A 24314-nucleotide genomic window follows, 5' to 3' on the forward strand; every position below is an offset into this window, starting at 1 on the left:
TGCGGTGCAGCAGACCGTCCTCCGATAGGGATTATTTGACAAACGAGTTCTGTCAATGCCTAACATCAGCTGGGCTTATATGAGCGAGCCTATGTCCTCCAAGTCCCCGTCGGAGCTGCGGTTTCCGTACAAGAGCGATCGCCTCAAACCCCTGCGTGCGTTCTGCCAGACGACCCGGCTGGGTTCAGTCTCACGGGCGGCCGAGGCGCTGTACGTCAGTCAGCCGGCGATCTCGCTGCAGCTGCAGGCGCTCGAACGGGAGCTCGGCGTCAAGCTGCTCGAGCGCAGCGGCCGCCGCCTGGTGCCGACCCGCGAGGGCGAAGTGCTCTACGCACTGGCGATGCCGCTGGTCGAAGGCATCGACGGCCTGCCGGCGGCCTTCCGGCGCGAGGTCGGCGGGCTGGATGCCGGCGAGCTGACGGTCGCCGCCAACAGCTCGACGATCCTCTACCTGCTGCCGCGCATCGTCGATCTGTTCCGCCGCCAGCATCCGGACGTGCGCCTGACCCTGCAGGACGCGATCACCGCCGACGGCACCGACCTGCTGCGCAACGATGCGGTGGACCTCGTCGTCGGCTCGATGGTCGATGTGCCGGCCGACCTCAGCTATGCACCGGTCTACCGCTTCGACCCCATCCTGCTGACTCCGCCCGACCACGCGCTCGCCCGCGCGAAACGGCTCACGCTGGAAGAGATCGGCCGCTACGGTCTGATCCTGCCGCCGAAGCGCCAGATCACCTACCGCCTCGTCGACCAGGTGTTCCAGCAGGCCCGCGTGCCCTACACCGTGGCGCTGGAAGTCGGCGGCTGGGAGGTCATCAAGCAGTACGTGGCGATGGGCATGGGCATCTCGATCGTCAGCTCGATCTGCCTCGACGACAGCGATGGCGAACGCCTGGCGACGCGCCCGGTGACCGACTGGTTTCCCGCCCGCAGCTACGGCGTGGTGGTGCGCAAGGGCAAGGTGCTGTCGCCGCAGGCGCGGGCCTTCATCGAACTGATCCGACCGGACCTGTTCGTGCGCCGCGACCACGAGGATGCGGGGCATTCGGAGCGCTGACGACAGGAACTGAGCCTGTTCAACGTCCGTCGCGAGCGCAGGCAGATGGCGCGCGGCGGCGCGCAGAAAGCGCAGCGTACGTGCAGGTACGTGAGCATTGGTGGCCGCGAGCGGCCACCCTTCGGGCCAGCGACAAGCGCTGTCAGGTGCCGCTCTGCGGCGGCACCTTCGAGCACCGCACGCGCGCCAGCTGGCAAGCGCAGCAGGACTTTGAACAGGCGCTCAGGGTGGCATCTCGTCGCGCACCCGCAGGAATCGTGCAAAGCGCGGCAGACCGGTCGAAGTCAGCCCGTTGTAGCGGTAGGTCACCCAGCTGCCCGGCGGCGGCGGATCGGCGCGTTGCGCATCGCTGAAGCCGCTGCCGATGCGGAATTGCCGGCCGTCGTGGTGCTCGACGATCAGCGCGCCCAGCATGCCGGTGTACTTGCCGTTCCCCGGCGCATGCGCGACGACCCGCGCCTCGGCATCGTCATGCGGCTTGAGCTTGAACAACGCGTTGCTGCGACCGACGCCATAGCGCGCATCGGCGTGGTGCAGCATCAGGCCTTCGCCGCCCGCCGCGACGACCGCAGCCAGCCGCGCATCCAGTGACGCGCGCGTGGCGACACGCGTCTGTTCGACCATCCGCAGCTGCGCGTGGCCGGCACGCGCCACCAATGCATGCATCGCCTCGACGCGCTCGCCGAACGTGCCCGGATGTGTGGGCAGGTCGAACACCATGAAGCGCACCTCGGCCCATGCAGCGGCGTCAGCCCGCGTACTGCGCACGATGCCGCTGACGCGATCGAACTGCCCGCGTGCGATCCACAGCTCGCCGTCCATCGGCGTGCCCGGCCAGCCCGCGGTGAACTCCGCCGGCGCGACGATGCGATAGCCCCCGCGGGTCCACAGCGCGCGTCCGTCCCAGCGCGCACGCACACCGTCGTATTTCTCGCTGACGTAGTAGGCCGGCACGTCGATCCGCGTACTGCCGAGATCACGGGCCAGCATCAGGGCGGGCGGTGCCGAAATCGCCGGCGGTGCAACAGGGAGGCACAGCAGCAGACCCAGCAACCACGCGATCGCGGAGAAGCGGACTGGCATCGGCAGACTCCGGCGAGCACGAGGCAGGCCAGCGTGCGTCGACTATGCAGACCGGCACGATCACTTCATCACGGGCCCCTGTGTCGGCGGGTGCCGTAACGCCACATCGGAATCCGATGCGGCGCCACTCAGAACCCCAGCTTCAGCTCCGGATCGATCGCCAGCAACTGCTCGCGGAAGGTCTGCTGGATGCGCAGCAGCGCATCGCGGCTGTCGGCGTCGAAGCGCAGCACCAGCACCGGCGTGGTGTTGGACGCGCGCACCAGGCCCCAGCCGTCGTTCCAGTCGGCGCGCACGCCGTCGATCGTCGACAGGCGCGCGCCGTCGAACGCGGCCTCGGCCTGCACGCGCGCGACGAAGCCGTGCGGGTCGTCGTTCGGTGCCGGCACCTTGATCTCGGCCGTCGACACGCCGTTCGGCAGGGCCTTGAGCGTGGCCGACGGATCGTCGTCGAGCGCAAGGATCTCGAGCAGACGCGCGGCGGCGTAGATGCCGTCGTCGAAGCCGTACCAGCGCTCGGAGAAGAAGAAGTGGCCGCTCATCTCGCCCGCCAGTTCGGCACCGGTCTCGCGCATCTTGGCCTTGATCAGCGAGTGGCCGGTCTTCCACATCAGCGGGCTGCCGCCGTGACGCAGCACGTGGCCCGGCAGGCGGCCGGTGCACTTCACGTCGAACACGATCATCGCGCCCGGATTGCGCTCCAGCACGTCGGCCGCGAACAGCATCAGCAGGCGGTCGGCGAAGATGTTCTCGCCGTCCTTCGTCACCACGCCGAGGCGGTCGCCGTCGCCGTCGAAGGCAATGCCGAGGTCCGCGTCGAAACGCTGCACCGTGCGGACCAGATCCTCGAGGTTGTGCGGCTCGCTCGGGTCGGGATGGTGATTGGGGAAGGCGCCGTCGATGTCGCAGTACAGCGGCACGACCCCGGCGCCGATGGCCTCGAGCACGCGCGGGCCGAGCTCGCCGGCGACGCCGTTGCCGGCGTCGACGACCACCTTGAGCGGCCGCGCAATCTGGATGTCGTCGGCAATGCGGCGCACGTAGTCCTCGCCGATGTCGCGCTCGGACACGCTGCCCGGCTGTGGTGCGACGTGCAGGCGGTCGTCGGCGACGCGCGTGTGCAGATCGGTGATCGCATCACCCGACAGCGTCTCGCCGCCGACGACGATCTTGAAGCCGTTGTAGTCCGGCGGGTTGTGGCTGCCGGTCACCGAGATGCAGCAGCCGGTGCGCAGGTGGTAGGCACCGAAATAGACCACCGGGGTCGGCGCCAGGCCGATGTCGATGACGTTGCGACCGGCCTTGCGCAGACCGGCGATCAGGCCGGCGACCATGTCGGGCCCCGACAGCCGGCCATCCCGGCCGACGACGATGTCGGTCAGGTCCTGCTCGCGCATCAGCGAGCCGACGGCCTGGCCGATCAGTTCGGCGACGCCGGCATCGAGCGTCGTGCCGACCACACCGCGGATGTCGTAGGCGCGGAAGATCGAGGGGTCTAGCACCACCGACGACGGCGCGGCCTTCTTCTTCGGTGCCTCGCTGCGCACGGGCAGCGGCGGCGGTGCGCCGTCCTCGCCTTCGCCAGCATCGACGGGCGGCGGCGCGCGCAACGATTCGGCGAATGTCGGCGTGCTGTCTTCGACCTTCGCGCCCGGCGCGGCGCCACGCGGCATGCGCCAGGCCACGACGGCCAGCAGCAACAGCACGCCGGCAACGGCCAGCAACGGGATGGCGCCCAGCGCGATCGGCGGCGGTTCGACCCGCGGGACCGCGGCCGCGATGCGCAGCGGCGTGCCGGGAATCGGCTGCGCCATGCGGGCGGCCACGTTCGACAGGCCCTCGTCGCCCCGCGCCAGGATGGTGTGGTTGCCCTGTCGCAATGCGAGATAGGTCGCCCTGTCGAGCGGTGCGGCCTCCAGACCGGCCGTCGCCAGCGACAGCGGCAGCTGCACCAGGGCGATGCCGACCAGACGCGTGTCCACGCTCGCGGGCGCGGCGACCAGCACGCGCGGCGCGCCGTCGACCTGGGCAATCGCCAGCGATGCTCGCCCGTCGACCAGTGCGGCCTGCAATGCGGACAGGCGTCCGTAGCCGCCTTCTTCGAGGGCGGCGTAGGCGGTTCTCAGATCGGCCGGCACGATGGCGGCGGACTCCACGCCGGCCCATCCGTGCGCCAGCACCTGGGCGGCGGCGTCGAGATCGCCCGCGGCCAGCGCGCTCTGCACGGCCGCATCGGCGAGACGTTCGTCGATGCGCCTGAGCTCGGCGCCGAGCGCCTGCTGCGTCGCCGCCACCGCGGCATCACGTCCCTGTTCCGCCGCCGCCGTGCGCTGTTCGCCGCGCAGCTGCTGCCAGCCGCTCCATGCGAACCACACCGCCAGCACGGCCAGCAGCACGGCCAGCAACGGCATGGCCTGACGCAGTTGCGCCGCCAGTACGCCTGCCTGCCGCGGTTCCTTCTCGCTCATGTGCATTCCCCGTCAGCGCACGCCGGAATGGCCGAACCCCCCGGCCCCGCGTGCGGTTTCGACGAAAGTATCCACCACATTCAGGGTCGCCCGCACGACCGGAAGCATGACCAGCTGCGCAATCCGGTCGCCCGGTTCGATCGTGAACGCGTCCTTGCCCCGGTGCCAGATGCTGATCATCAGCGGTCCCTGGTAGTCGGCGTCGATGAGCCCGGTGCCGTTGCCGAGCACGATGCCGTGCTTGTGGCCCAGGCCCGAGCGCGGCAGCACCACCGCGCACAGGCCGGGATCGCCGATGTGGATGGCCAGACCCGAGGGAATCAGCGAGGCGTCGCCGGGCAGCAGCGTCAGCGGCTCGTCGAGCGCGGCGCGCAGGTCCAGACCGGCACTGCCGTCGGTGGCGTAGGCCGGCAGCGGCCACTGCTGGCCGAAGCGGGCGTCGAGGACGCGGACATCGAGGACACAGTCATTGGAAGCGCGGCTCATCGGGGTTCCTGTGCGAGGCGGGCCGCGACCAGCGCGACCAGACGGTCGGCGATCTCGGCCTTGGAAGCGGGGCCGAGCTGCACGTGCCCTGCGGCGTCGTGCACCAGCAGCGTGTTGTCGTCGCTTTCGAAGCCGCTGCCGGAGACGCCGACGCGATTGGCAGCGATCAGGTCGACGCGTTTGGCCGCGAGCTTGCCGCGGGCATTGTCATCGACGTCGTCGGTCTCGGCGGCAAAGCCGACCACCAGCGCCGGTCGCGACGTGGCGGCGGCGACCTCGGCGAGGATGTCGCGCGTGCGCACCAGCTGCAGCGTGAGGCCGTCTTCGCCGGGGCGCTTCTTGATCTTCGAAGACGCGATGCGCGCCGGCGTGAAATCCGCCACCGCGGCCGCGCCGATGTAGACATCGGCCGGCAATGCGCCGAACACCGCGGCATGCATCTGCGCGGCCGAGCGCACGTCGATGCGCTGCACGCCATCGGGCGTGGGCAGGTGGACGGGGCCGGCGACCAGCACCACCTCGGCGCCGGCACGGTGCGCGGCCGCGGCGATCGCGAATCCCATCTTGCCGCTGCTGCGGTTGCCGAGAAACCGGACCGGGTCCAGATCCTCGAAGGTCGGACCGGCGGTGACCAGCACGCGGCGGCCGGCGAGCGCATCGCTCATGCGGGCAAGGCGGCGACGATCGCCTGCGGTTCGGCCAGACGACCGGGGCCGGATTCGCCCTCGGCCAACGGGCCGTCGTCCGGGCCGATGATCTGTGCACCACGCTCGCGCAGCAGCGTGACGTTCGCCTGCGTCGCCGGGTGCAGCCACATGCGGTGGTTCATCGCCGGACACACGGTCAACGGCGCCGTCGTCGCCAGACACAACGTCGTCACGAGGTTGTCGGCGAACCCGTTGGCGAGCTTGGCGATCGTGTTCGCCGTCGCCGGCGCCACGACGATGCGCGTCGCCCAGCGCGCGAGTTCGATGTGGCCCATCGCCGCTTCCGCGCCGGCGTCCCACAGCGTTGTGCGCACGGCATTGTGCGAGACGGCCTGGAAGGTCGTCGCCGAGACGAACTGCTGCGCGCTGTCGGTCATCGCCACGCGCACTTCGGCGCCGGCATCGCGCAGGCGCCGGACGAGATCGGCGGCCTTGTAGACGGCGATGCCGCCGCAGACGCACAGCAGGATGCGCTGCCCGTGCAGCGGAGTCGTGGCGTCGCCCATCGCGGCGAAAGTCCTACCGGAAAACCGGCCGACAGCTTACCCGAAGCGGCACCCGCGCCCGGCAGCCGGCGCACGATGCGGACGCTGCAATGGATACTTCGCCGGTGCGGGCGACGGCGCGCGCCTTCCCCTGGGACGTGCCGCCCGCGCCGGCGTTCTTCCGGGGCGACGCACATGCACATCCGCGAATGGCCGGCCGACGAACGGCCGCGCGAAAAGTTGCTGGGTCACGGCGCGGCCGCGCTGTCGGATGCCGAACTGCTGGCGATCTTCCTCGGCTCGGGGCTGCGCGGGCAGGATGCGGTCGCCACCGCACGCCAGTTGCTGGCCGCGCATGGCCCACTGCGGGTGCTGATCGAACGTGGCGCCAAGGGGCTGTCTGCCCTGCCCGGCCTCGGCCCTGCGCGTGCGTGTGCGCTGAGCGCGGCGCTGGAACTCGGCAACCGCGTGCTGGCCGCCGATCTCGCGCGCGGCGAGGCCATGAGTGACCCGTCGGTCGCCGGCCGCTATTTTTCGCAGCGCCTGCGCAGCCAGCCCCACGAAGTCTTCGCCGCCCTGTTCCTCGACACGCGCCATCGCGCGATCGCCTTCGAGGAACTGTTCCGCGGCACGATCGACGGCGCCGAAGTGCATCCGCGCGAGGTCGTACGCCGCGCGCTGGCACACAACGCGGCCGCGGTGATCGTGGGCCACAACCATCCCAGCGGCAGCCGCGAACCCAGCGCGGCCGATCGCGCAGTGACCGCGCAACTCAAGCAGGCGCTGGCGCTGGTCGACGTGCGCCTGCTCGACCATTTCGTCGTCGGCGACGGCGCCGCGGTGTCGATGGCCGCACGCGGCTGGGTCTAGGCGGCGACTTGGCGCGCGTGCCGCGGCTGCGCACACTGCGGGCATGTCGACCTCCCCTGCCGTCAACGATCCCTGCCCTTGCGGGCGTCCACGCCCGTATGCCGACTGCTGCGGCGCGCTGCATGCCGGCGCCGCGGCGCCGGATGCCGAAGCGTTGATGCGCACGCGCTACGTCGCCTACACCCGGCGCGACGTCGACTACCTGCGTGCGAGCTGGCATGCGTCGACACGTCCTGCCGACCTCGACTTCGACGGGCCGCAGCCGGTCTGGCTGGGCCTGGACGTCAAGCGCCACGCGATCATCGACGCCGATCGCGCCGAAGTGACGTTCGTCGCGAAGTACCGCATCGGCGGCGGCAGCGTCGTGCGCATGCGCGAGCGCAGCCGCTTCGTGCGCGAGGACGGGCGCTGGTTCTACGTCGACGGCGATCTCGACTGAGCGCTGCATGAAACCGGCCGCAGCGTCGCCGCCACCGCGACGCCGGCTCGGGCACAGTGGATGGCCTTGGCCCACGCAGGATGTCCGCATGCCCCGTTTCCGTCGTTCCGCATCTGCCGTCGTGGCCGGCCTGCTGCTGTGCGCCGGCCACGTCGCTGCGCAGACCCCGCCGCCTGCGCCCGTGCCCGCGGCCGACATGAACGCGTTCGCGCGCTGCATGGCCGGCATCCGCGGTGACGCGGCGAAAGCCGGCATTCCGCCGGCGGCCTTCGACGCACTGGCGGACGTGACGCCGGACATGAGCGTGCTGCCGCTGCTGGACTCGCAGCCGGAGTTCACGACGCCGCTGTGGGATTACCTCGCTGGTCTCGTCGACGACCAGCGCGTCGCCGACGGACGTGCGCGCCTGGCCGAGCACCGCGCCCTGCTCGATCGCGTCGCCGCGCAGTACGGCGTGGACGCCGAAACCGTGGTCGCGGTCTGGGGCGTGGAGAGCGACTACGGCCGCATCTCCGGCAAGCGGCCCTTGCGCGTGTCGCTGGCGACGCTGGCCTGCAACGGCCGCCGCCAGCCGTTCTTCCGCGGCGAATTCCTCGCCCTGCTCAAGCTGATGCACGACGGCGATCTGCAGAATCGCGACACCACCGGGTCCTGGGCCGGTGCGTTCGGGCACACGCAGTTCATGCCCAGCACCTATGCGCGGATCGCGGTCGATTTCGACGGCGACGGGCGCCGTGATCTCGTCGACAGCATTCCCGATGCGCTGGCCTCGACGGCGAACTATCTCAAGCGCAGCGGCTGGCAGACCGGTCGACCCTGGGGCTTCGAAGTGAAACTGCCGGCGGGCTTCAACATCGCCGAGGCGGGCCGGACCAGCCGCAAGACCGTCGCCGACTGGACCGCGCGCGGCATCACCCGCGTCGACGGCGGCGCGTTGCCCTCGGGCGACACGCGCGCGGCGGTGATCGCGCCGACCGGCGCGCGCGGTCCGGCATTCATCGTGTTCCGTAACTACGACGCGATCTACAGCTACAACGCCGCCGAGAGCTACGCGCTGGCGATCGCGACGCTGGCCGACCGCCTGCGCGGCGGCAGCGGCCTGGCGACACCGTGGCCGACCGACGATCCCGGCCTGTCTCGCGCCCAGCGGCGCGAGCTGCAGACGCTGCTGCTGGCGCGTGGCCACGCCATCGGCGAGGTCGACGGCATGATCGGCACCGCGACGCGTCGTGCGATCCAGAGCGAGCAGCAGCGGATCGGCCTGACGCCCGGCGATGGCCGCGCCGGCATGCGCATCCTGCAGGCGCTCAAGGCCGGACGCTGAGGCGACGCCCGCGCCGGCTCTACGCACGCCAGCGCACCGCAGCGACGCCGGGCACCGCGCGCACCGGTGTCCCGAACTGTGACCGGCGACGCGCGCTAAGTGGCCGACCTCGGGTCGCCACCAGCTGTGATCGTCATGGCGCGTATCTAAAGTCGAGGGCGTTCCTCGGCCTGGAGAGTCCCATGAGCGATGGAAGCGACGGCGCCGGTGGCGTCGGCAACGACGGCGGTAGCAGCGGCGCGAACGCCGCATCCTCGGCCAGTGACGCGCTCGGTGCCGCCGCCGATGCGGTCGGTACCGCGGTCGACGCCGCCGTCGACACACTGGGCGCGGCGATCAGCAATGCGCTTGGTACCGCAGCCGACGCGCTCGGGCTCGACGCCGCACTCGATGGCCTGGCGAACGCATTGGGGATCGACCCCAAGGATCTGCAGGGCATCGTCGGCGCGGCGGTCGTCGGCATGCTCACCGGAGGCCTGCCCGGCGCGGTGATGGGCGTGGTTAACGGTCTCGTCGGCGGCAGCCTGACCGAAGCGGCGCGCGGCGCGGTCGCCGACACGCTGCCGGCGGCCATGCAGCCGTTGGCGAACCTGGCGATCGACCAGCTTGCCGGGCGGATTCCCGGCGCGAACGTGTCGGTGCAGGACGCCCTGGCGGGCCTGGCCAGCGGGGCGCTGACCAACGGGCGTGCGCCGGACATCGGCGACATCGGCGCGATCGCGCGCTCGTTGACCGACGTGCAGTCGGCCGCGCGCGGTCTGATGGACGGCGTGGCCGGCGGCCACTTCGCCAGTGCCGCGGATGCGGCCTCGGCCATCGACAGCGCGCTGGGCGGTCGGCTGGACCAGGCGCGCGACATCGCGGGCGGCATCGCCGACACGCTGTCGAGCGGTCGCGGCGCCTACGCCAGCGGGGGCCACGACCGGTTCGGCGATGCGGTCGAACAGCTCGCCGTCGACGTCACCCGGCTCGTCGCCAGCCGCCGCTGATCCACGGCGCCCGTGCCCGCCGCCGGATTGCCGGTACGCGGGCGATCTGCGATGGTCGGTGCCTCTCGAGGACGGACACCCGCGTCATGCGCACGCCATTCGCACTGGGCCTGATCGCCCTGCTCGCCGCCTGCAGCTCCTACGAATACCGCGACACCAACGCCGCGGTCGATGCCAATCCCCTGTGCGCCAGCCGCCCCAGCCAGCCCGGCGAACCGGTGTCGCGCGACTGCGAACGCAGCACCAGCGGTGCGTGGAGCACGAAGTCCGAAGGCCAGCCGATCGATTTCAAGCGTCCGCGCGACGAGCGCTGAGTCGCGGTTGCAGAACGCAGAACGCTCGGCGAAAACCGGGCGTTCGGTGTGCAACGGACGCGCCGATCAGCCGCAGCGGAAGCCGGTGATCTTGCCGTCGGCATCCAGATCGATGTTCAGACGGTCGGGACGGAAATCCATCGTCGCCATGTCGGTCGGGCCCAGTGCGCGGTGCGCCTTGGCACCCGCGTCCTGCATGGCCTTGGCGTAGACGGTTTCGCTGCCCTGGGTGCCGATCAGGCTCTGCACCGCCTCGGTGTCGCAGGGCGTCTCGCCAGGCGCGCCGGCCGGTGCGTTCGCGGCGTCGGGCGCGGCATCGCCGATCTCGGCCTGCGCGGTGTCGGTCTCGATCGCCGAGCCGGCGCCGGTGTCGGCATCGGCCGGCGTCGCCGCGGGCTGTTCTTCCTCGAAGCCTTCTTCCGGCGCAGGCGAACAGGCGGCCAGCGCCAGCAGCGGGACGAGGGCGGCGGCCAGCACGGACGGCGGCGCGATACGGAAACGTCGTGTCATCGAATGCTCCTGATGGGGGAACCGGTGGCCACTGTAGCCAATCGGCAGCGCGTTCGACCACATGCGGCATGATGGCCGGCCCACTGTTCATGGACCTGCCGATGTCACGACCGCGCCGCCTGACCGCCCTCGCCTGCGTGCTGATTCTCGCGGCCTGCCAGCCGTCGACGCCCGCCGCGACCGGTGCCGCCGGAGTGCCCGCGGCCGCATCGGCGACACCGGAGATTCCCGGCGGCGGCGTCCAGGCCGACAACCTCGCCCGGCACCTCTCGGTGCTGGCCTCCGATGACTTCGAAGGCCGCGCGCCGACCACCGAAGGTGAGCGCAAGACCGTCGCCTACATCAGCGAACAGTTCGCGGCCGCCGGCCTGGAACCGGGCGGCGACGCCGGCGGCTGGACCCAGGCGGTCACGCTGGAGCGCAGCGTCATCGACGGCCCGGTGACCGCCGCGCTGCACGTCGGCGGCACGACGCGCGCGCTGGCCAACGGCGACGAGATCGCGGTCGAAACCCTGCGTCCCGGCACGGGCGTCGACCTGTCCGGCGTGCCACTGGTGTTCGCCGGCTACGGCATCACCGCACCGGAACTCGACTGGGACGACTACGCCGGTCTCGACGTCGCGGGCAAGGTGGTCGTGGTGCTGATCAACGATCCGGATTTCGAGAGCGACGCGCCGGGCAAGTTCGGCGGTCGCGCGCTGACCTGGTACGGCCGCTGGACCTACAAGTACGAGGAGGCCGCCAGGCGCGGCGCCGCCGGCGTGCTGATCGTGCACGAGACCGCACCGGCGTCGTATCCGTGGGCGACCGTGCGCAACGGACGCGCCGGCCCGCAATACGACATCGTTCGCGACAATGCCGAGGCGCATCACCTGCCGATGCGTGGCTGGATGACCCGCGAAGTCGCCGAGCAGCTGTTCGCCGACGCCGGCCTGGACTTCGACGCCGAGAAGCGCCGCGCGCAGACGCAGGGCTTCGAAGGCGGCGCGCTGGGCGACGCGACGCTCGACATCGCGTTCAAGGTCTCGCGCGACCGCGTGACCAGCCACAACGTCGTCGGCGTGCTGCCCGGCGCATCGCGCCCGGACGAAACGGTGGTGCTGTCGGGCCACTGGGACAGCTTCGGCATCGGCCAGCCGGACGACAGCGGCGACGCGATCATCAACGGCGCCGTCGACAACGCCACCGCGATCGCTTCGATGATCGAACTCGCCCGCGTGTTCGCCGCCGGTCCGCGTCCCGCCCGCACGCTGCAGTTCATCGCGCTGACGGCGGAAGAGAACGGCCTGCTCGGCGCGACCTACTATGCGGCCAACCCGCTGCGCCCGCTGGAAACCACTGCTGCGGTGCTCAACATGGAAATGTGGAGTCCGGACGGCGAGACCCGCGACATCTCGTCCTGGGGCAAAGGACGCGTGTCGCTGGAACGCGACCTCGCGACGGCCGCGGCGGTCGATGGCCGCACGTCGTCGCCGGATCCGAACCTCGAAGCCGGTCTGTTCTATCGCGCCGACCATTTCGCGTTCGCGCAGGCCGGCGTGCCGGCGATCACCATCGGTCCCGGCATGGACCAGCTCGACGGCGGCGTCGAAGGCGGCACCGCCGCGCGTGCCGACTACTTCTCCAAGCGCTACCACCAGCCGGGCGACGAGTTCGACGACACGTGGGACATGGCAGGCCCGACCGCCGACACGCGTACGGTCTATCGCCTCGCCGAGATGCTCGCCAATGGCGACGGCTGGCCGGCGTGGGACGCGGACAGCGAGTTCAGCGCGCGCCGGGTGACGAGCGATGCGGCGCGGGCGACGCCTGCGAAGTGATGCTTGAAGCCCTCCCCCGTGTACGGGGGAGGGTTGGGTGGGGGCGATCTGTCAGTCCGCGAAACGCGTGATTCGCGCGCCAGCGTCACCTGAGATGCCGGAGATTCCTGCAACCGGACCGTTTGCCCCATCCCGGCCTTCCCCCGCAACGCGGGGGAAGGAGAAGAGCCTCAGCCCGCGACCAGCCGCACCCGCGCGAAATTGCGCTTGCCGACCTGCAGCACGCCCTCGTAGCCGGGCTTGAACTCGGTGCCGGCGTCTTCGACCACCACACCATCCACCTTGACCGCACGCTCCTTGAGCTTGCGGTTGGCTTCCGAGTTGCTGGGCGTGATGCCGGCCGCGGTCAGCAGCGCGGCGATACGCAGGCCTTCGGCCGGCACGGTCACGTCCTGCAGCGGCAGCAGCGAAACATCGCCCTCGCCGCTGATCGCAACCTGCCAGCCGGCGATCGCGGTCGCGGCTGCGTCGGCGTCGTGGAAACGCGTGGCGATCTCGCGCGCCAAGCGCAGCTTCACGTCGCGCGGGTTCAAGGTGCCCGCCTCAACCTCGGCCTTCAACGCCTTCGCCTCGTCGATGCCGATCTCGAAACTCAGCAGCTCGATCCAGTCCCACATCAGCGCGTCGCCGATCTTCATGGTCTTGTTGACCATGTCGATCGCCGGCTCGGTCACGCCGATGTAGTTGCCGAGCGACTTGCCCATTTTGTTGACGCCGTCGAGCCCGACCAGCAGCGGCATCGTCAGCACGACCTGGGCCGGCTGTCCGTGGCTTTCCTGCAGGCCGCGGCCCATCAGCAGGTTGAACTTCTGGTCGGTACCGCCGCATTCGACGTCGGCCTGCAGCGCGACCGAGTCGTAGCCCTGCACCAGCGGGTAGAGGAACTCGTGGATCGCGATCGGCTGCTGACCGGCGTAGCGCTTGGCGAAATCGTCGCGCTCAAGCATCCGCGCCACCGTGTGCGAGGATGCCAGGCGGATCATGTCGGCCGCGCCCATCGTGCCGAACCACTCGGAATTGAAGCGGACCTCGGTCTTCGCCTCGTCCAGCACCTTGAAGACCTGCGCCTTGTAGGTCTCGGCGTTGGCCAGCACGTCCTCGCGGCTCAGCGACTTGCGGGTCGCGCTCTTGCCCGACGGGTCGCCGATCATCCCCGTGAAGTCGCCGATCAGGAAGATCACCTGGTGGCCGAGGTCCTGGAACTGGCGCAGCTTGTTGAGCAGCACCGTGTGGCCGAGATGCAGGTCCGGCGCCGTGGGGTCGAAGCCGGCCTTGATGCGCAGCGGACGGCCGAGTGCGAGCTTGGCCGCCAGGTCGTCGCGCTTGAGGATTTCATCGGTACCGCGGGCGATGAGGTCAATGGGCGCGGAAGGGGCAGGCTGCGGGGACATCGCGATTCGGACTCCAGGACCGTGTAGGGAAAACGTGAATACGGGATCGTGTGGTTAAGGCTTCGTTATGCGGTGAATGTGGCAAAAATTCCAGCACCGTCAGGCATTTGACGCATAGACCTCACGTCTCTATGGTACCCCGCTGACACGCCGTTCACGCCATCCGGACCCGACCACGATGACGACTCCTGTCCCGCCGCCTTCCGGCGACGCGCACCACCAGCAGGTGCTCCACGACAACCTGCAGGCCGCGGCCCGGAACACGGCACAGGAACAGGCCTCGCGCCTGCGTCTGTACCCCGGCCGCTGGACCCGTCGCGACTGGGCGCATGCCAGCCTGTTCGCCACGCTCGGCGTGCTGGTCGTGGCGCTGGTCCCCGGCTTCTCGCAGGCGATGCAGGGCGAGGATGCGCCGCAGCACGACGTGGTCACCATGTCGCTGGCGCTGCCGCCGCTGACCGCCGCCCAGCGCACCGCGCAGCGCGCGCACGACAACTGGCAGCTGGTCACCGTCGAACGCGGCCAGACGCTGGGCTCGATCTTCTCGGAGATGGACGTGCCGGCCTCGACGATGCACCGCATCCTTGAGCAGCCCGATGCCAAGGCCAAGCTGACCCGCATGCGTCCGGGCACCGAGCTGGGCTTCGATCTGGCGCAGGACGGCAGTCTCAAGAAGCTGCGCTACGACCGCAGCGACACCGAGCGCGTCGAACTCACCGTGTCGGGCGACGCGATCACCGAACAGGTCATCGAGCGTCCGGTCGAGATCCGCAACGTCGTCATCAGCGGCAAGGTCGGCCGCTCGCTGTTCCACTCGGCACGCCAGCTCGGTCTGTCGGGCGCGAACATCAACACGCTGACCGACGAAGTCTTCAAGTACGACATCGACTTCAACACCGACGTCACCCAGAACGACCGTTTCAGCGTCGTGGTGGAGCAGACTTGGCGCGAAGGCGAGCTGATCCGCAGCGGCCCGGTGCAGGCGGCGGTGTTCACCGCGAAGGGCAAGCCCTTCAGCGCATTCCGCTACGAGCAGGACGGCAAGGCCGAGTACTACAACGCCGACGGTCGCCCGCTCAAGAAGAGCTTCATCCGCATGCCGATCCAGTACGCGCGCCTGAGCTCGCGGTTCGGCAACCGGCGCCACCCGGTGCTGGGCACCTCGCGCATGCACAAGGGCGTCGACTACGCGGCGCCGACCGGCACGCCGATCATGGCCGCCGGCGATGCGCGCGTGCAGTTCCGCGGCGTGCAGGGCGGCTACGGCAACACCGTGGTGCTCGACCACGGCCGCGGCCACACCACGCTGTACGCGCACATGTCGCGCTTCGGCAACGTTCGGCAGGGCCAGCGCATCGCGCAGGGCACGATCATCGGCTACGTCGGCACCACCGGCATGTCGACCGGCCCGCACCTGCACTACGAATTCCGCGTCAACGGCGTGCACCGCAACCCGCTGCAGCACACGATGCCCGAACCCGATCCGCTGTCCGGCCGCGCGCTGGCGCAGTTCCGTCAGCAGACCGGCCCGGCCCTGGCGCGCATCCGCGAGGTCGAGGACGTGATCTACGCCGACCTGCCGGCGCGTCCCGATCCCGACCGTCAGGTCGCGAGTGCATCCCGCGGCGGCAACGGCCGCGGCTGATTCGCAGACGACGCCCGGCCCAGCGCCGGGCGTTTCGTTTCTCCCTTCCGATTTCCACGCACCCACCTCGATGCCCGACCTGTTTCTCGGCCTGATCTCGGGCACCAGTGCCGACGGCATCGACGCGGCGATCGTGCGTTTCGACGATCGTGCCGACGGCGGTCTGGATGCGCAGCTGCGTTTCGGCCGCACGTATCCCTGGGACGCCGCGTTGCGTGCGCGGCTGGTCGCGCTCGGCCAGCAGGCCGCCGTGCTGACGCTGGACGATGTCGGCGAACTCGATGTGCAGATCGCCGATGCCTTCGCCGATGCGGCGCTGGCGGCGATCACCGATGCCGGGCTCACCCCGGCCGACATCGCCGCGATCGGATCGCACGGGCAGACCTTGCGGCATCGTCCCCACGGCCGCGACGGCGATGGCCGCGCACCCTTCACGCTGCAGCTCGGTGACGGCGCGCGCATCGCCGAACGCACCGGTGTGGCGACCGTCGCCGACTTCCGGCGCCGCGACGTCGCGGCCGGCGGTCACGGCGCGCCGCTGCTGCCGGCCCTGCACGCCGCGCTGCTGCGTGCGCCCGGCGAGGACCGCGCGGTGCTCAATCTCGGCGGCATCGCCAATTTCACCTTGCTGCCGGGCGATGGCGGCGCGGTGCGCGGCTTCGACACCGGGCCAGCTAACGGTCTGATGGACGCATGGTGCCTGCGCCACACCGGCGAAGCGTTCGATCGCGACGGCGCGCTGGCGCGGTCGGGCAGGGTGGATGCGGCACTGCTGCAGCGCCTGCAGGGCGAGCCGTGGTTCGCCCTGCCGCCGCCGAAATCCAGCGGCCGCGACCAGTTCCATCTCGACTGGGTGGACGCCGCATTGCGCGGCCACGAATCGGTCGCCGACGTGCAGGCGACCCTGCTCGCACTGAGCGCGACGACGATCGCCGATGCGCTGCGCGCAACGCAGCCTGCGACCACGCGCGTCATCGGCTGCGGGGGCGGCGTGCACAACGCCGCGCTGATGCAGGCGCTGGCGGAGGCGCTACCGGGCGTGACCGTGGAATCGAGCGCGGCGCACGGCCTCGATCCCGACCATGTCGAGGCGATGGGCTTCGCGTGGCTGGCGCGTCAGACCCTGCTCGGCCGACCGGGCAATCTGCCGTCGGTCACCGGCGCGTCGGGTCCACGCGTGCTGGGTGTCGTGCATCCGGCCTGAGGCAGGCCGGGATGGACTAAGCGGGCTGCGCCACCGCACCGCGCCCGATCAGCGCAAAGGTGTCGTCGGGAATCTGCTCCAGCGCGCCGATCGCCGCGGCCAGCACGCCGTCCTCGGTCGCATCGAAGGTCGAGCGCTCGTCGCCGACGCTCGCCCGCAGGCCCTGTTCGATCAGGAACCGCAGCGTGCGCGCCTGGCCCCAGCCCTGGGAATCGGCGTAGCCAGCGATGCGCTCGAGCAAGGCCGGGTCGAGGTCCCTGAGTACGATTTCGGTCATTCCGTGGCGTCTCCCGTGGCGGGCGCGTCGCCGTTGTCCAGGCGCACCCGAGGCTTGAGCCAGAAGAAGAGCACAAGTGCGGGCACCGCGACCACGGCGGTGATCACGAAATAGGCCGCGTAGCCGTCGGTGGCCTCCACGATCTGCCCGGAGAAGAATCCGAGCACCTTGCCCGGCAGCATGATCAGCGACGAGAACAGCGCGTACTGGGTGGCGGTGTAGCGCTGGTTCACCAGCGCCGACAGATAGGCCACCGCGACCGTCCCGAGGAAGCCCTGGGCGAGGTTCTCGCCGGAGATCACGATCGTCAGGCGGGTCAGGTCGCCATCGGCGCCGATCAGCGTCACGTACAGCAGATTGCTGACCGCGCCGAGCACGATGGCCACGAACAGCGGCCACTGGATGCCCCAGCGCGCGACCGCGATGCCGCCGATGAACGCACCGGCGATGCCGATCCAGATGCCGTAGACCTTGGTGACCGCGGCGATCTCGGTCTTGGTGAAGCCCTGGTCCAGATAGAACGGGCCGATGATGCCGCCGATCAGCGCCTGGTCCGAGGCCTTCATCGCCAGGATGAAGAGCAGGATGCCCAGCGCGACCTTGCCGCCGAAGCGGCGGAAGAAATCGGCGAAGGGTTCGACCACGCCTTCGCGCAGGCCCTGCGCCCAGTTCTGCACGCGCGTGCGCACCACGTCCGGCTCGCGCGCGACGAACACGGTCACGATGGGCACCAGCATGCAGGCCGCCATGGCCTGGTAGACGACCGGCCAGGCGACGTGGTCGGCCAGCACCAGCGCCAGCGCGCCGGTGACGATCAGCGCGATGCGATACCCCAGCGAGTAGGTCGCGACCAGCGCGCCCTGCGCGTTCTTCGGCGCGATCTCGACGCGGTAGGCATCCACCGCGATGTCGAGCGTGGCGCCGGAGAACGCGACCAGCAGCGTGAAGCCGACGAACAGCGCCAGCGGCCCCGTACCGACCGCCGCCATCGCGATCAGACCGACCATCACCGCGACCATCGCCAGCAGCAGCCAGCCACGCCGCTGGCCCAGACGTCCGAGTAGCGGCAGCCGCCAGCGGTCGACCAGTGGCGCCCACAGGAACTTGAACGAATACGCCATGCCGGCGCTGGCGATCATCGTGATCTCGCGCAGCTCGATCCCGCCTTCGCGCAGCCAGTAGGCCAGCGTGCCGGCGACCAGCAGGAACGGCAGGCCCGACGCGAAGCCGAAGAAGAACATCGTCCACGCCGCGGGCTGGGTGAACGCCCGCCAGATCGAGGGCTTGCCGGCGGGTGTCGTGGCAACGGCCTCGCTCATGCGCGGTAATCCACGACCAGCGGTGCGTGATCGGAGAAGCGCGGCTCGGCGTGCACCGCGCAGGCCTCGACCCGGTCGCGCAGCGACGGGGTGATGAACTGGTAGTCGATGCGCCACCCCACGTTGTTGGCGCGGGCGGCGCCGCGGTTGCTCCACCAGGTGTACTCGGGCGCCTCGGTGCGCAGCACGCGCAGCGCGTCGAGCCAACCGGTCGCCGGCGGCTCGACCAGGCCGTCGCCGCAGGCGTCGCCGATCATGCCGTTAAGCCATGCGCGCTCGGGCGGCGTGCAGCCGGAGTTCTTCTGGTTGCTGCTCCAGTTCCTGATGTCGTGCCTGGAGCGCACGATGTTCCAGTCGCCGCACAGTACGTAATCGCGGCCGCTGGCCAGCCATTCGTCGAGGATGGGCTTGAGCCAGTCCATGACCTCGAACTTGAAGCCCTGGCGCAGATCGCCAGAGGAACCGGACGGAATGTAGAACGACACCACGCTCAAGTTTCCGAAACGCACCTCGATGTAGCGCCCTTCGTCGTCGAACGGGGCCCAGCCCAGCGCGGTGCGGACTTCGTCGGGCTCGCGCCTGGCGTAGATCGCCACGCCGCTGTAGCCCTTCTTTGTGGTCGCATCGCGGAACCAGGCTTTGTAGCCGGCGGGCAGGAAATCGCCGTGCAGGCCGCCGTCGGCGATCAGCTGGTGTTCCTGCGCCTTGGTCTCCTGCATGCACAGCACGTCGGCGTCCTGCTGGACGAACCAGTCGAAGAAACCCTTCTTCGCGGCGGACCGCACGCCGTTGGCGTTGAAGCTGATGATGCGCATGGGGATCCGTGGTGCGGGAACTGCGAAAAGCGTAACGCAAGCGTCCGGGCCGCACCTGACGGAACCGCTATGCTGTGCGCCCCGCGCCGCGCCTCCGAACGCCATGTCCGACCACCGCACCCGTTTCCTGCAGCTGGCGCTCGACGCCGATGCGCTGCGCTTCGGCGAGTTCACGCTCAAGTCCGGCCGCATCAGCCCGTATTTCTTCAACGCCGGGCGCTTCGACACCGGCGCGGCGATTGCGACACTGGCCGGCTGCTACGCCGATGCGCTGGACGCGGCCGGGGTCGAGTTCGACCTGCTGTTCGGCCCGGCCTACAAGGGCATTCCGCTGGCGACCGCGCTGGCCTGCGAGTACGCGCGCCGCGGCCGCGACCTGCCGGTGGCGTTCAACCGCAAGGAAGCCAAGGCGCACGGCGAGGGCGGAGTGCTGATCGGCGCGCCGCTGGCCGGCAAGCGGGTGCTGATCGTCGACGACGTGATCACCGCCGGCACCGCGATCCGCGAGGCGCTGGGCCAGATCGCCGAAGGCGGTGGCACGGTATCGGGCATCGTCATCGCGCTGGACCGCCAGGAACGCGTGGCCGACGACAGCGTCGAGTCCGCGGCGCAGCGTGTCGCGCGCGAACAGGGCGTGCCGGTCGTGGCGATCGCCGCGCTGTCCGACCTGCTTGCATTCGCCGGCCAACACGCGACACTGGCAGCCGAACGCGACCGCCTGCTCGCCTACCGGGCCCGACATGGCAGCGAACCGACAAGCTGATGCCGCACTTCGGCCGTTCAGGGGGACGGACGTCATGCACATTCCGAATCGACTGGCCCTGGGCCTGTTGCTGGCCGGCGTCGCCTGCGGCGCGCTGGCGCAGCAGCCGGGCGCCGACCGCAAGATCTACTGCTGGAACGAGGGCGGCCGCCGCGTCTGCGGCGACGCGCTGCCGGCCTCCGCGGTCGATGCCGAGCGCACCGAGATCAGCAGCCGCAGCGGCATGGCGACCGCGCACGTCAGCCGCGCGCTGACCGCCGACGAGCGCAGCGCGCTCGACGCCGCCGCGCTGCAGGCCAAGCGCGATGCCGAGGCCGAAGCCACCCGCAAGCGCCAGGAACTGGCGATGGTCGAGTCCTACGCGACCGAAGCCGACCTGCGTCGCGCCTACGGCGAGCGCATCGTGCTGGTCGAGGAAGCGCTCAAGACCTCGGCCATGGGCATCGACAACCTGCGCACCAGCCTGCTGGCGCTGCTGCGCCAGGCCGGCGAGCGCGAACTGGCCGGCCAGCCGGTGGCCAAGCCGCTGATGGACAGCATCCGCAGCCAGCACGGCGACCTGCAGCGGCAGCTGGCGATCCGCGACCAGCAGCTCGGCGAACAGGCCGCGCTGGGCGGCGATCTGCAGGCGGCGCTGCTGCGCTATCGCGAGCTCAAGCAGCCCACGGCCGCGAATCGCGACTGACGGTTACATTCCGACCGTTTCGCGGGGGTAGCGGCGCCGGTATCCTCGTCGGCTTGCCCCCGCTTCGCGTAGCCGCCCGTGTCCGATCCGATTTCCGCCCTGCTCCTCGGCATCATCGAGGGGCTGACCGAATTCCTGCCCGTTTCCAGCACCGGTCACCTGCTGATCGCCCAGCACTGGCTCGGCGCGCGTTCGGACTTCTTCAACATCGTCATCCAGGCCGGCGCGATTCTCGCCACGCTGCTGGTGTTCCGCCAGCGCATCTGGCAGCTGACGACGGGTCTGGGCAATCGCGAACACCGCGACTATTCGGCCAAGCTGTTCGTCGCATTCGCGGTGACCGCGCTGGTCGGCCTGCCGGTGCGCATGGCGGGCTGGGAACTGCCGGAGACGGTCACGCCGGTCGCCTGGGCGCTGATCATCGGCGGCATCTGGATGCTGGTGGCCGAGTACTTCGCCGAGAAGCGCGGCGACAACGCGCACGTGACATGGACGGTGGCCATCGCGGTCGGTCTGGCGCAGGTGGTGGCCGGCGTGTTTCCCGGCACCTCGCGTTCGGCGACGACGATCTTCCTGGCGATGCTGCTGGGCCTGAGCCGGCGCTCGGCCGCGGCCGAGTTCGCGTTCCTGGTCGGCATTCCGACGATGTTCGCCGCCAGCGCCTATGCGTTCCTGGAACTGTGGATGGACCAGGGCCTGGGCGGGGAAGCCTGGGGCGATGTCGCGATCGCCTTCATCGCCGCGATGGTCACCGGCTTCATCGTGGTGAAGTGGCTGCTGGGGTACATCAAGCGCCACCGCTTCACCGGCTTTGCGCTCTATCGCATCGCGCTGGGTGCGGGCTTGCTGCTGTTGATGCCGTCGGGTTTCTGAGGTCTACGGCAGGCGGAAGAACGCCGCCGCCGTCGCCGTCGTCGCCTCGGCAGTGACCGCGACGTCCTCGCTGCGATCGCGCGCCAGTTCCTCGACGATGTGCGGCAGGAACGCCGGCTCGTTGCGGCGATCCTTCGGGCTGGGCTTGAGCGTGCGCGGCAGCAGATAGGGCGCGTCGGTCTCGACCATCAACCGGTGGGCTGGAATGCTGGGCACCAACTCGCGCAGATGCTGGCCGCGGCGCTCGTCGCACAGCCAGCCGGTGATGCCGATGTGCCAGTCGCGGTCGAGGCAATCGAACAGCTCGCGCTTGTCTGCGGTGAAGCAGTGCACGATCGCCGGGCCGATCTTCCCTTCGAACTCGCGCATGATCGCGACGAAGTCGTCGTGCGCATCGCGCTGGTGCAGGAACAGCGGCTTGCCGGTCTCGACCGCGATCTGCAGCTGCCGCTCGAAGGCCTTGCGCTGCGCGGGGCGCGGCGAGAAATCACGGAAGTAGTCGAGCCCGCACTCGCCGACTGCGACGACTTCCGGATGCGCCAGCAGCGCGCGCATCTCGGCGTCGCACTCGTCGGTGTATTCGAGCGCGTGATGCGGATGCACGCCTGCGGTCGCATAGAGAAACCCGGGATGCGCCTGCGCCAGCTCGAGCGCCTTGGGCGAATGTTCGCGGCTGGCGCCGGTGATCACCATGCGTGTCACGCCGGCGTTGCGCGCGCGCTGCAGCACCGCGTCGCGATCGTGGTCGAAACTGTCGTGGGTGAGATTGACGCCGATGTCGATCAGCTGCATGGGGAAATGCGGGCAACGTGGGGGGGTGCATTGTAGTCAGCGGACCCGCTGCTGCTGCGAAGCCCTCCCCCGCGCGCGGGGGGAGGGGTTCAACCGCCACGCGTGCGCGCAAAGGGCATCCTGCGCCCGGCTCAGTTCAACAGCTGGCAGCTCGCCGGTGCGGTGCTCTCGAACAGCGCGCGCGAGGCCCACTCGGGATGGTCGATGAAGGGATTGCGGTTGCCCTGGAAGCTGAAGACCACTTCGTTGCGCGCCTGCTCGCGCGCATCCGGCGGGTCGGCCTGGTGCCATTCGAGCAGCGTCGACAGCAAGCCCATGTAAGCCGGCGATGCCGAGGTCGAGACAATGCGACTGGCATCGTCGGTCAGTTCGAGATCCGGCTCGGACTGGCCGGTGGTCGGATGTGCGCCACCTTCGTAGCGGATCGCCATGTACAGCACCGCACGCGCGATGTCGCCCTTGCGATGGCCCCAGACCTGGAAGCCGTTCGAGCCGCTCCAGTTCGAATTGCCCGGGAACAGACCGCTGCCACCGCCGACACCGTTGTTCGACTCGGTCACGCGCTCGCTGCAGTTGGCGGCGCTGCTGCAGTTCGCCAGCGGCTTGTTGCCGCGTGCGGAGTTGTGGTCCGAATCGGTGAGATAGAGCATGTGCGCATCGGTATGCGGCGCGTTCGGCAGCCCCTTGTCGCCACTGGTGGACGGGAAGCCGAGCGACTTGGGCCAGGTGTGTTCGCGGTTGTAGGTCAGACCGCTGCCGGTGCCCGCGCGACTGCTGCCCTTGGCGTAGCTGCGGTTGCGGTAGGCATCGAGGATCCTGCCGCTGTCGTTGGGATCCTCGTCGGCGATTTCGAGGATGGTCCAGGTGCTGGTGCCGGTGCCGCTGTAGGGATACGAGGTATGACCGCGGATCGTCTGATGCAGCGAGCAGCGCAGCTGCGCCGGGCTGCTGGTGTTGACGCGCGCGTAATAGCCGTCGCTGCCGCCGCCCGTGCCGCCGGCGACGTGGAACGCGACGGTGGTGTCGGCGCCGGGCGACAGACCGTCGGCATCGCTGACCGAGGCCGCACGCACCGTCAGCGTGCAGGCCTCGCCGGCATGCAGCGCGGTGCCGGTGCCGATGGCGAAGGTGCTGCCGCTGTTCGCGTGGTCGAGTGACACCGCGCCCGAATTCGCGCATTGCAGGGCGAACGCGCCGCTGGCCAGCGTGACCGGCTCGCTGAATCTCACCGACAGGTCGCCGGCGGCGGGGAAATCGCTGGCACCGCTGACCGGCGTGGTCGCGGTGACCGATGGCGGCGTGGTGTCGCCGCCACCGCCACTGCCGCCGAAGGTCTGGCCGGTGTTGCAGGCGCCGAAGGTCTGCGTCGACGACGGCGCCCACTGGAAATCGGCGGACGTGCTGCCGCTGCCGGTCAGCTGCAGCGACGTGCCGACCGGCGCGTTCGCGCTTTCTGACACCGGCAGGTTCCGGCTGGTCTCACCGGCGGCGGGCCCGTCGGCCGCGGTGATCACGCCTTCGTAGCTGATGAACTGCACCACGTTGCCGGCGCCGTCGACCAGGGCGATGCCGTCGTTCGGGCCGTTCTGCAAACCATCACGCGTGAAGGTCACCGTGGCGATGGCGACGTTCGCGCCGCAGTTGCGCGACTGCGGCGCCGGTACCGCATGGTTGCCGTACTGCTTCGCCGCGTTCGGCGTGTTGCTGCCGTTGTACAGCCACACGCGATAGCCCGACAGGTTCTCGCCCGCGGTTGCGACGATCTCGATCGCCTCGCCGGTGTCGACGCCCGCGTTGTCGTAGTGCAGCTCGTTGATGAAGACCTCGGCGAACGCGGCAGGTGCGAACGCGGACACGCCGCAGGCGAGCAGCAAGGCATGCGGAAGACGGAGCGGGCGAGGGCGCATGGTGGTTCCGTTGACGGAGAAGCGGCAGAGTCTGGCGGCCGCCAGGGTGCACCGTCACCCGGGGCAAACCCTTGCACGGACGCATCGA

22 protein-coding genes and 1 pseudogene are annotated in these 24314 nt (G+C 70.0%); 12 read left to right on the forward strand and 11 right to left on the reverse strand.

Annotation, left to right across the window (positions count from 1 at the left end; genetic code table 11):
• Positions 1-91: 91 nt before the first annotated feature.
• Entirely contained in the window at positions 92-1060 is a 969-nt protein-coding gene (locus E2F49_RS14875) for a LysR family transcriptional regulator (protein WP_133394617.1), read from the forward strand.
• Positions 1061-1282: 222 nt separating this feature from the next.
• On the opposite strand, the gene E2F49_RS14880 is transcribed toward E2F49_RS14875, so the two are convergent.
• The 4 genes and pseudogenes from E2F49_RS14880 to coaBC form a co-directional block, all read right to left on the reverse strand.
• A complete protein-coding gene (locus E2F49_RS14880) occupies positions 1283-2143 on the reverse strand; it encodes a DNA ligase (RefSeq protein WP_133394618.1) in 861 nt (286 codons plus the stop codon).
• A 128-nt stretch (positions 2144-2271) separates the two neighbouring features.
• A complete protein-coding gene (locus E2F49_RS14885) occupies positions 2272-4611 on the reverse strand; it encodes a phosphomannomutase/phosphoglucomutase (protein ID WP_133394619.1) in 2340 nt (779 codons plus the stop codon).
• Positions 4612-4623: 12 nt separating this feature from the next.
• On the reverse strand, positions 4624-5097 hold the full coding sequence (gene dut / locus E2F49_RS14890; RefSeq protein WP_133394620.1) for a dUTP diphosphatase: 474 nt from the start codon (positions 5095-5097) through the stop codon (positions 4624-4626).
• A pseudogene (gene coaBC / locus E2F49_RS14895) lies at positions 5094-6310 on the reverse strand (bifunctional phosphopantothenoylcysteine decarboxylase/phosphopantothenate--cysteine ligase CoaBC). The gene dut and the pseudogene coaBC overlap by 4 nt, the downstream one beginning before the upstream one ends.
• Positions 6311-6484: 174 nt before the next feature.
• On the opposite strand from coaBC, the gene radC reads away from it, so the two are divergent.
• From radC to E2F49_RS14920, 5 genes are all read left to right on the forward strand, one after another.
• Positions 6485-7159 carry a RadC family protein gene (gene radC / locus E2F49_RS14900; RefSeq protein WP_055250574.1) on the forward strand — a complete coding sequence of 225 codons (675 nt, stop codon included), beginning with the start codon at positions 6485-6487 and terminating at the stop codon, positions 7157-7159.
• A 43-nt stretch (positions 7160-7202) separates the two neighbouring features.
• The gene (locus tag E2F49_RS14905) at positions 7203-7598 is read left to right on the forward strand and encodes a YchJ family protein (RefSeq protein WP_133394621.1); all 396 of its coding nucleotides are present in this window, start codon (positions 7203-7205) and stop codon (positions 7596-7598) included.
• A gap of 88 nt (positions 7599-7686) precedes the next feature.
• Positions 7687-8922: a lytic murein transglycosylase gene (locus E2F49_RS14910; RefSeq protein WP_133394622.1), complete on the forward strand. Its 1236-nt coding sequence runs from the start codon at positions 7687-7689 to the stop codon at positions 8920-8922.
• 182 nt (positions 8923-9104) lie between these two features.
• A complete protein-coding gene (locus tag E2F49_RS14915) occupies positions 9105-9911 on the forward strand; it encodes a hypothetical protein (protein ID WP_133394623.1) in 807 nt (268 codons plus the stop codon).
• Between the two features lie 86 nt (positions 9912-9997).
• Positions 9998-10225 carry a hypothetical protein gene (locus E2F49_RS14920; RefSeq protein ID WP_133394624.1) on the forward strand — a complete coding sequence of 76 codons (228 nt, stop codon included), beginning with the start codon at positions 9998-10000 and terminating at the stop codon, positions 10223-10225.
• A gap of 66 nt (positions 10226-10291) precedes the next feature.
• Here the strand turns inward: E2F49_RS14920 and E2F49_RS14925 are convergent, their stop codons facing one another.
• Positions 10292-10735, reverse strand: a complete 444-nt coding sequence (locus E2F49_RS14925; RefSeq protein ID WP_165971254.1) for an I78 family peptidase inhibitor — start codon at positions 10733-10735, stop codon at positions 10292-10294.
• A gap of 101 nt (positions 10736-10836) precedes the next feature.
• Here E2F49_RS14925 and E2F49_RS14930 point away from each other — a divergent pair, with 101 nt between their 5' ends.
• Positions 10837-12555, forward strand: coding sequence for a M28 family metallopeptidase (locus tag E2F49_RS14930; RefSeq protein ID WP_133394626.1), 1719 nt, complete (start codon positions 10837-10839; stop codon positions 12553-12555).
• A gap of 170 nt (positions 12556-12725) precedes the next feature.
• Here E2F49_RS14930 and tyrS read toward each other — a convergent pair whose 3' ends face one another.
• Positions 12726-13946: a tyrosine--tRNA ligase gene (gene tyrS, locus E2F49_RS14935; RefSeq protein ID WP_133394627.1), complete on the reverse strand. Its 1221-nt coding sequence runs from the start codon at positions 13944-13946 to the stop codon at positions 12726-12728.
• A gap of 178 nt (positions 13947-14124) precedes the next feature.
• Between tyrS and E2F49_RS14940 the strand changes: the two genes are divergently transcribed.
• Positions 14125-15591, forward strand: coding sequence for a M23 family metallopeptidase (locus tag E2F49_RS14940; RefSeq protein ID WP_133394628.1), 1467 nt, complete (start codon positions 14125-14127; stop codon positions 15589-15591).
• 70 nt (positions 15592-15661) lie between these two features.
• A complete protein-coding gene (locus tag E2F49_RS14945) occupies positions 15662-16795 on the forward strand; it encodes an anhydro-N-acetylmuramic acid kinase (RefSeq protein WP_133394629.1) in 1134 nt (377 codons plus the stop codon).
• A 16-nt stretch (positions 16796-16811) separates the two neighbouring features.
• Here E2F49_RS14945 and E2F49_RS14950 read toward each other — a convergent pair whose 3' ends face one another.
• From E2F49_RS14950 to E2F49_RS14960, 3 genes are read right to left on the reverse strand one after another with little or no spacing between them, the layout of a single operon-like run.
• Positions 16812-17072, reverse strand: coding sequence for a hypothetical protein (locus E2F49_RS14950; protein ID WP_133394630.1), 261 nt, complete (start codon positions 17070-17072; stop codon positions 16812-16814).
• Positions 17069-18391 carry an AmpG family muropeptide MFS transporter gene (locus E2F49_RS14955; RefSeq protein WP_243713621.1) on the reverse strand — a complete coding sequence of 441 codons (1323 nt, stop codon included), beginning with the start codon at positions 18389-18391 and terminating at the stop codon, positions 17069-17071. Before E2F49_RS14955 ends, E2F49_RS14950 begins: the two co-directional genes overlap by 4 nt.
• Positions 18388-19206, reverse strand: a complete 819-nt coding sequence (locus E2F49_RS14960; protein WP_133394631.1) for an exodeoxyribonuclease III — start codon at positions 19204-19206, stop codon at positions 18388-18390. Before E2F49_RS14960 ends, E2F49_RS14955 begins: the two co-directional genes overlap by 4 nt.
• Positions 19207-19309: 103 nt before the next feature.
• Here E2F49_RS14960 and pyrE point away from each other — a divergent pair, with 103 nt between their 5' ends.
• The 3 genes from pyrE (at position 19310) to E2F49_RS14975 (ending at position 21527) form a co-directional block, all read left to right on the forward strand.
• Positions 19310-19969 carry an orotate phosphoribosyltransferase gene (pyrE, locus tag E2F49_RS14965; protein WP_133394632.1) on the forward strand — a complete coding sequence of 220 codons (660 nt, stop codon included), beginning with the start codon at positions 19310-19312 and terminating at the stop codon, positions 19967-19969.
• A 34-nt stretch (positions 19970-20003) separates the two neighbouring features.
• Positions 20004-20654 (forward strand): hypothetical protein, encoded by a 651-nt coding sequence (locus E2F49_RS14970; RefSeq protein ID WP_133394633.1) that lies wholly within the window; start codon positions 20004-20006, stop codon positions 20652-20654.
• Positions 20655-20732: 78 nt separating this feature from the next.
• The gene (locus tag E2F49_RS14975) at positions 20733-21527 is read left to right on the forward strand and encodes an undecaprenyl-diphosphate phosphatase (protein WP_133394634.1); all 795 of its coding nucleotides are present in this window, start codon (positions 20733-20735) and stop codon (positions 21525-21527) included.
• A 3-nt stretch (positions 21528-21530) separates the two neighbouring features.
• Here E2F49_RS14975 and E2F49_RS14980 read toward each other — a convergent pair whose 3' ends face one another.
• Both E2F49_RS14980 and E2F49_RS14985 read right to left on the reverse strand, forming a co-directional pair.
• Entirely contained in the window at positions 21531-22319 is a 789-nt protein-coding gene (locus E2F49_RS14980; protein WP_133394635.1) for a TatD family hydrolase, read from the reverse strand.
• 131 nt (positions 22320-22450) lie between these two features.
• The gene (locus E2F49_RS14985; RefSeq protein WP_133394636.1) at positions 22451-24226 is read right to left on the reverse strand and encodes an endonuclease; all 1776 of its coding nucleotides are present in this window, start codon (positions 24224-24226) and stop codon (positions 22451-22453) included.
• Positions 24227-24314: the final 88 nt, after the last annotated feature.

This window comes from Luteimonas terrae (assembly GCF_004358165.1).
Lineage (GTDB): Bacteria > Pseudomonadota > Gammaproteobacteria > Xanthomonadales > Xanthomonadaceae > Luteimonas > Luteimonas terrae.

Excerpts from the sequence above, each read along its gene's own strand:
- E2F49_RS14875 (WP_133394617.1), top strand. The coding sequence starts at position 92 with ATGTCCTCCAAGTCCCCGTCGGAGCTGCGGTTTCCGTACAAGAGCGAT.
- E2F49_RS14880 (WP_133394618.1), bottom strand. The coding sequence starts at position 2,143 with ATGCCAGTCCGCTTCTCCGCGATCGCGTGGTTGCTGGGTCTGCTGCTG.
- E2F49_RS14885 (WP_133394619.1), bottom strand. The coding sequence starts at position 4,611 with ATGAGCGAGAAGGAACCGCGGCAGGCAGGCGTACTGGCGGCGCAACTG.
- dut (WP_133394620.1), bottom strand. The coding sequence starts at position 5,097 with ATGAGCCGCGCTTCCAATGACTGTGTCCTCGATGTCCGCGTCCTCGAC.
- radC (WP_055250574.1), top strand. The coding sequence starts at position 6,485 with ATGCACATCCGCGAATGGCCGGCCGACGAACGGCCGCGCGAAAAGTTG.
- E2F49_RS14905 (WP_133394621.1), top strand. The coding sequence starts at position 7,203 with ATGTCGACCTCCCCTGCCGTCAACGATCCCTGCCCTTGCGGGCGTCCA.
- E2F49_RS14910 (WP_133394622.1), top strand. The coding sequence starts at position 7,687 with ATGCCCCGTTTCCGTCGTTCCGCATCTGCCGTCGTGGCCGGCCTGCTG.
- E2F49_RS14915 (WP_133394623.1), top strand. The coding sequence starts at position 9,105 with ATGAGCGATGGAAGCGACGGCGCCGGTGGCGTCGGCAACGACGGCGGT.
- E2F49_RS14920 (WP_133394624.1), top strand. The coding sequence starts at position 9,998 with ATGCGCACGCCATTCGCACTGGGCCTGATCGCCCTGCTCGCCGCCTGC.
- E2F49_RS14925 (WP_165971254.1), bottom strand. The coding sequence starts at position 10,735 with ATGACACGACGTTTCCGTATCGCGCCGCCGTCCGTGCTGGCCGCCGCC.
- E2F49_RS14930 (WP_133394626.1), top strand. The coding sequence starts at position 10,837 with ATGTCACGACCGCGCCGCCTGACCGCCCTCGCCTGCGTGCTGATTCTC.
- tyrS (WP_133394627.1), bottom strand. The coding sequence starts at position 13,946 with ATGTCCCCGCAGCCTGCCCCTTCCGCGCCCATTGACCTCATCGCCCGC.
- E2F49_RS14940 (WP_133394628.1), top strand. The coding sequence starts at position 14,125 with ATGACGACTCCTGTCCCGCCGCCTTCCGGCGACGCGCACCACCAGCAG.
- E2F49_RS14945 (WP_133394629.1), top strand. The coding sequence starts at position 15,662 with ATGCCCGACCTGTTTCTCGGCCTGATCTCGGGCACCAGTGCCGACGGC.
- E2F49_RS14950 (WP_133394630.1), bottom strand. The coding sequence starts at position 17,072 with ATGACCGAAATCGTACTCAGGGACCTCGACCCGGCCTTGCTCGAGCGC.
- E2F49_RS14955 (WP_243713621.1), bottom strand. The coding sequence starts at position 18,391 with ATGAGCGAGGCCGTTGCCACGACACCCGCCGGCAAGCCCTCGATCTGG.
- E2F49_RS14960 (WP_133394631.1), bottom strand. The coding sequence starts at position 19,206 with ATGCGCATCATCAGCTTCAACGCCAACGGCGTGCGGTCCGCCGCGAAG.
- pyrE (WP_133394632.1), top strand. The coding sequence starts at position 19,310 with ATGTCCGACCACCGCACCCGTTTCCTGCAGCTGGCGCTCGACGCCGAT.
- E2F49_RS14970 (WP_133394633.1), top strand. The coding sequence starts at position 20,004 with ATGCACATTCCGAATCGACTGGCCCTGGGCCTGTTGCTGGCCGGCGTC.
- E2F49_RS14980 (WP_133394635.1), bottom strand. The coding sequence starts at position 22,319 with ATGCAGCTGATCGACATCGGCGTCAATCTCACCCACGACAGTTTCGAC.
- E2F49_RS14985 (WP_133394636.1), bottom strand. The coding sequence starts at position 24,226 with ATGCGCCCTCGCCCGCTCCGTCTTCCGCATGCCTTGCTGCTCGCCTGC.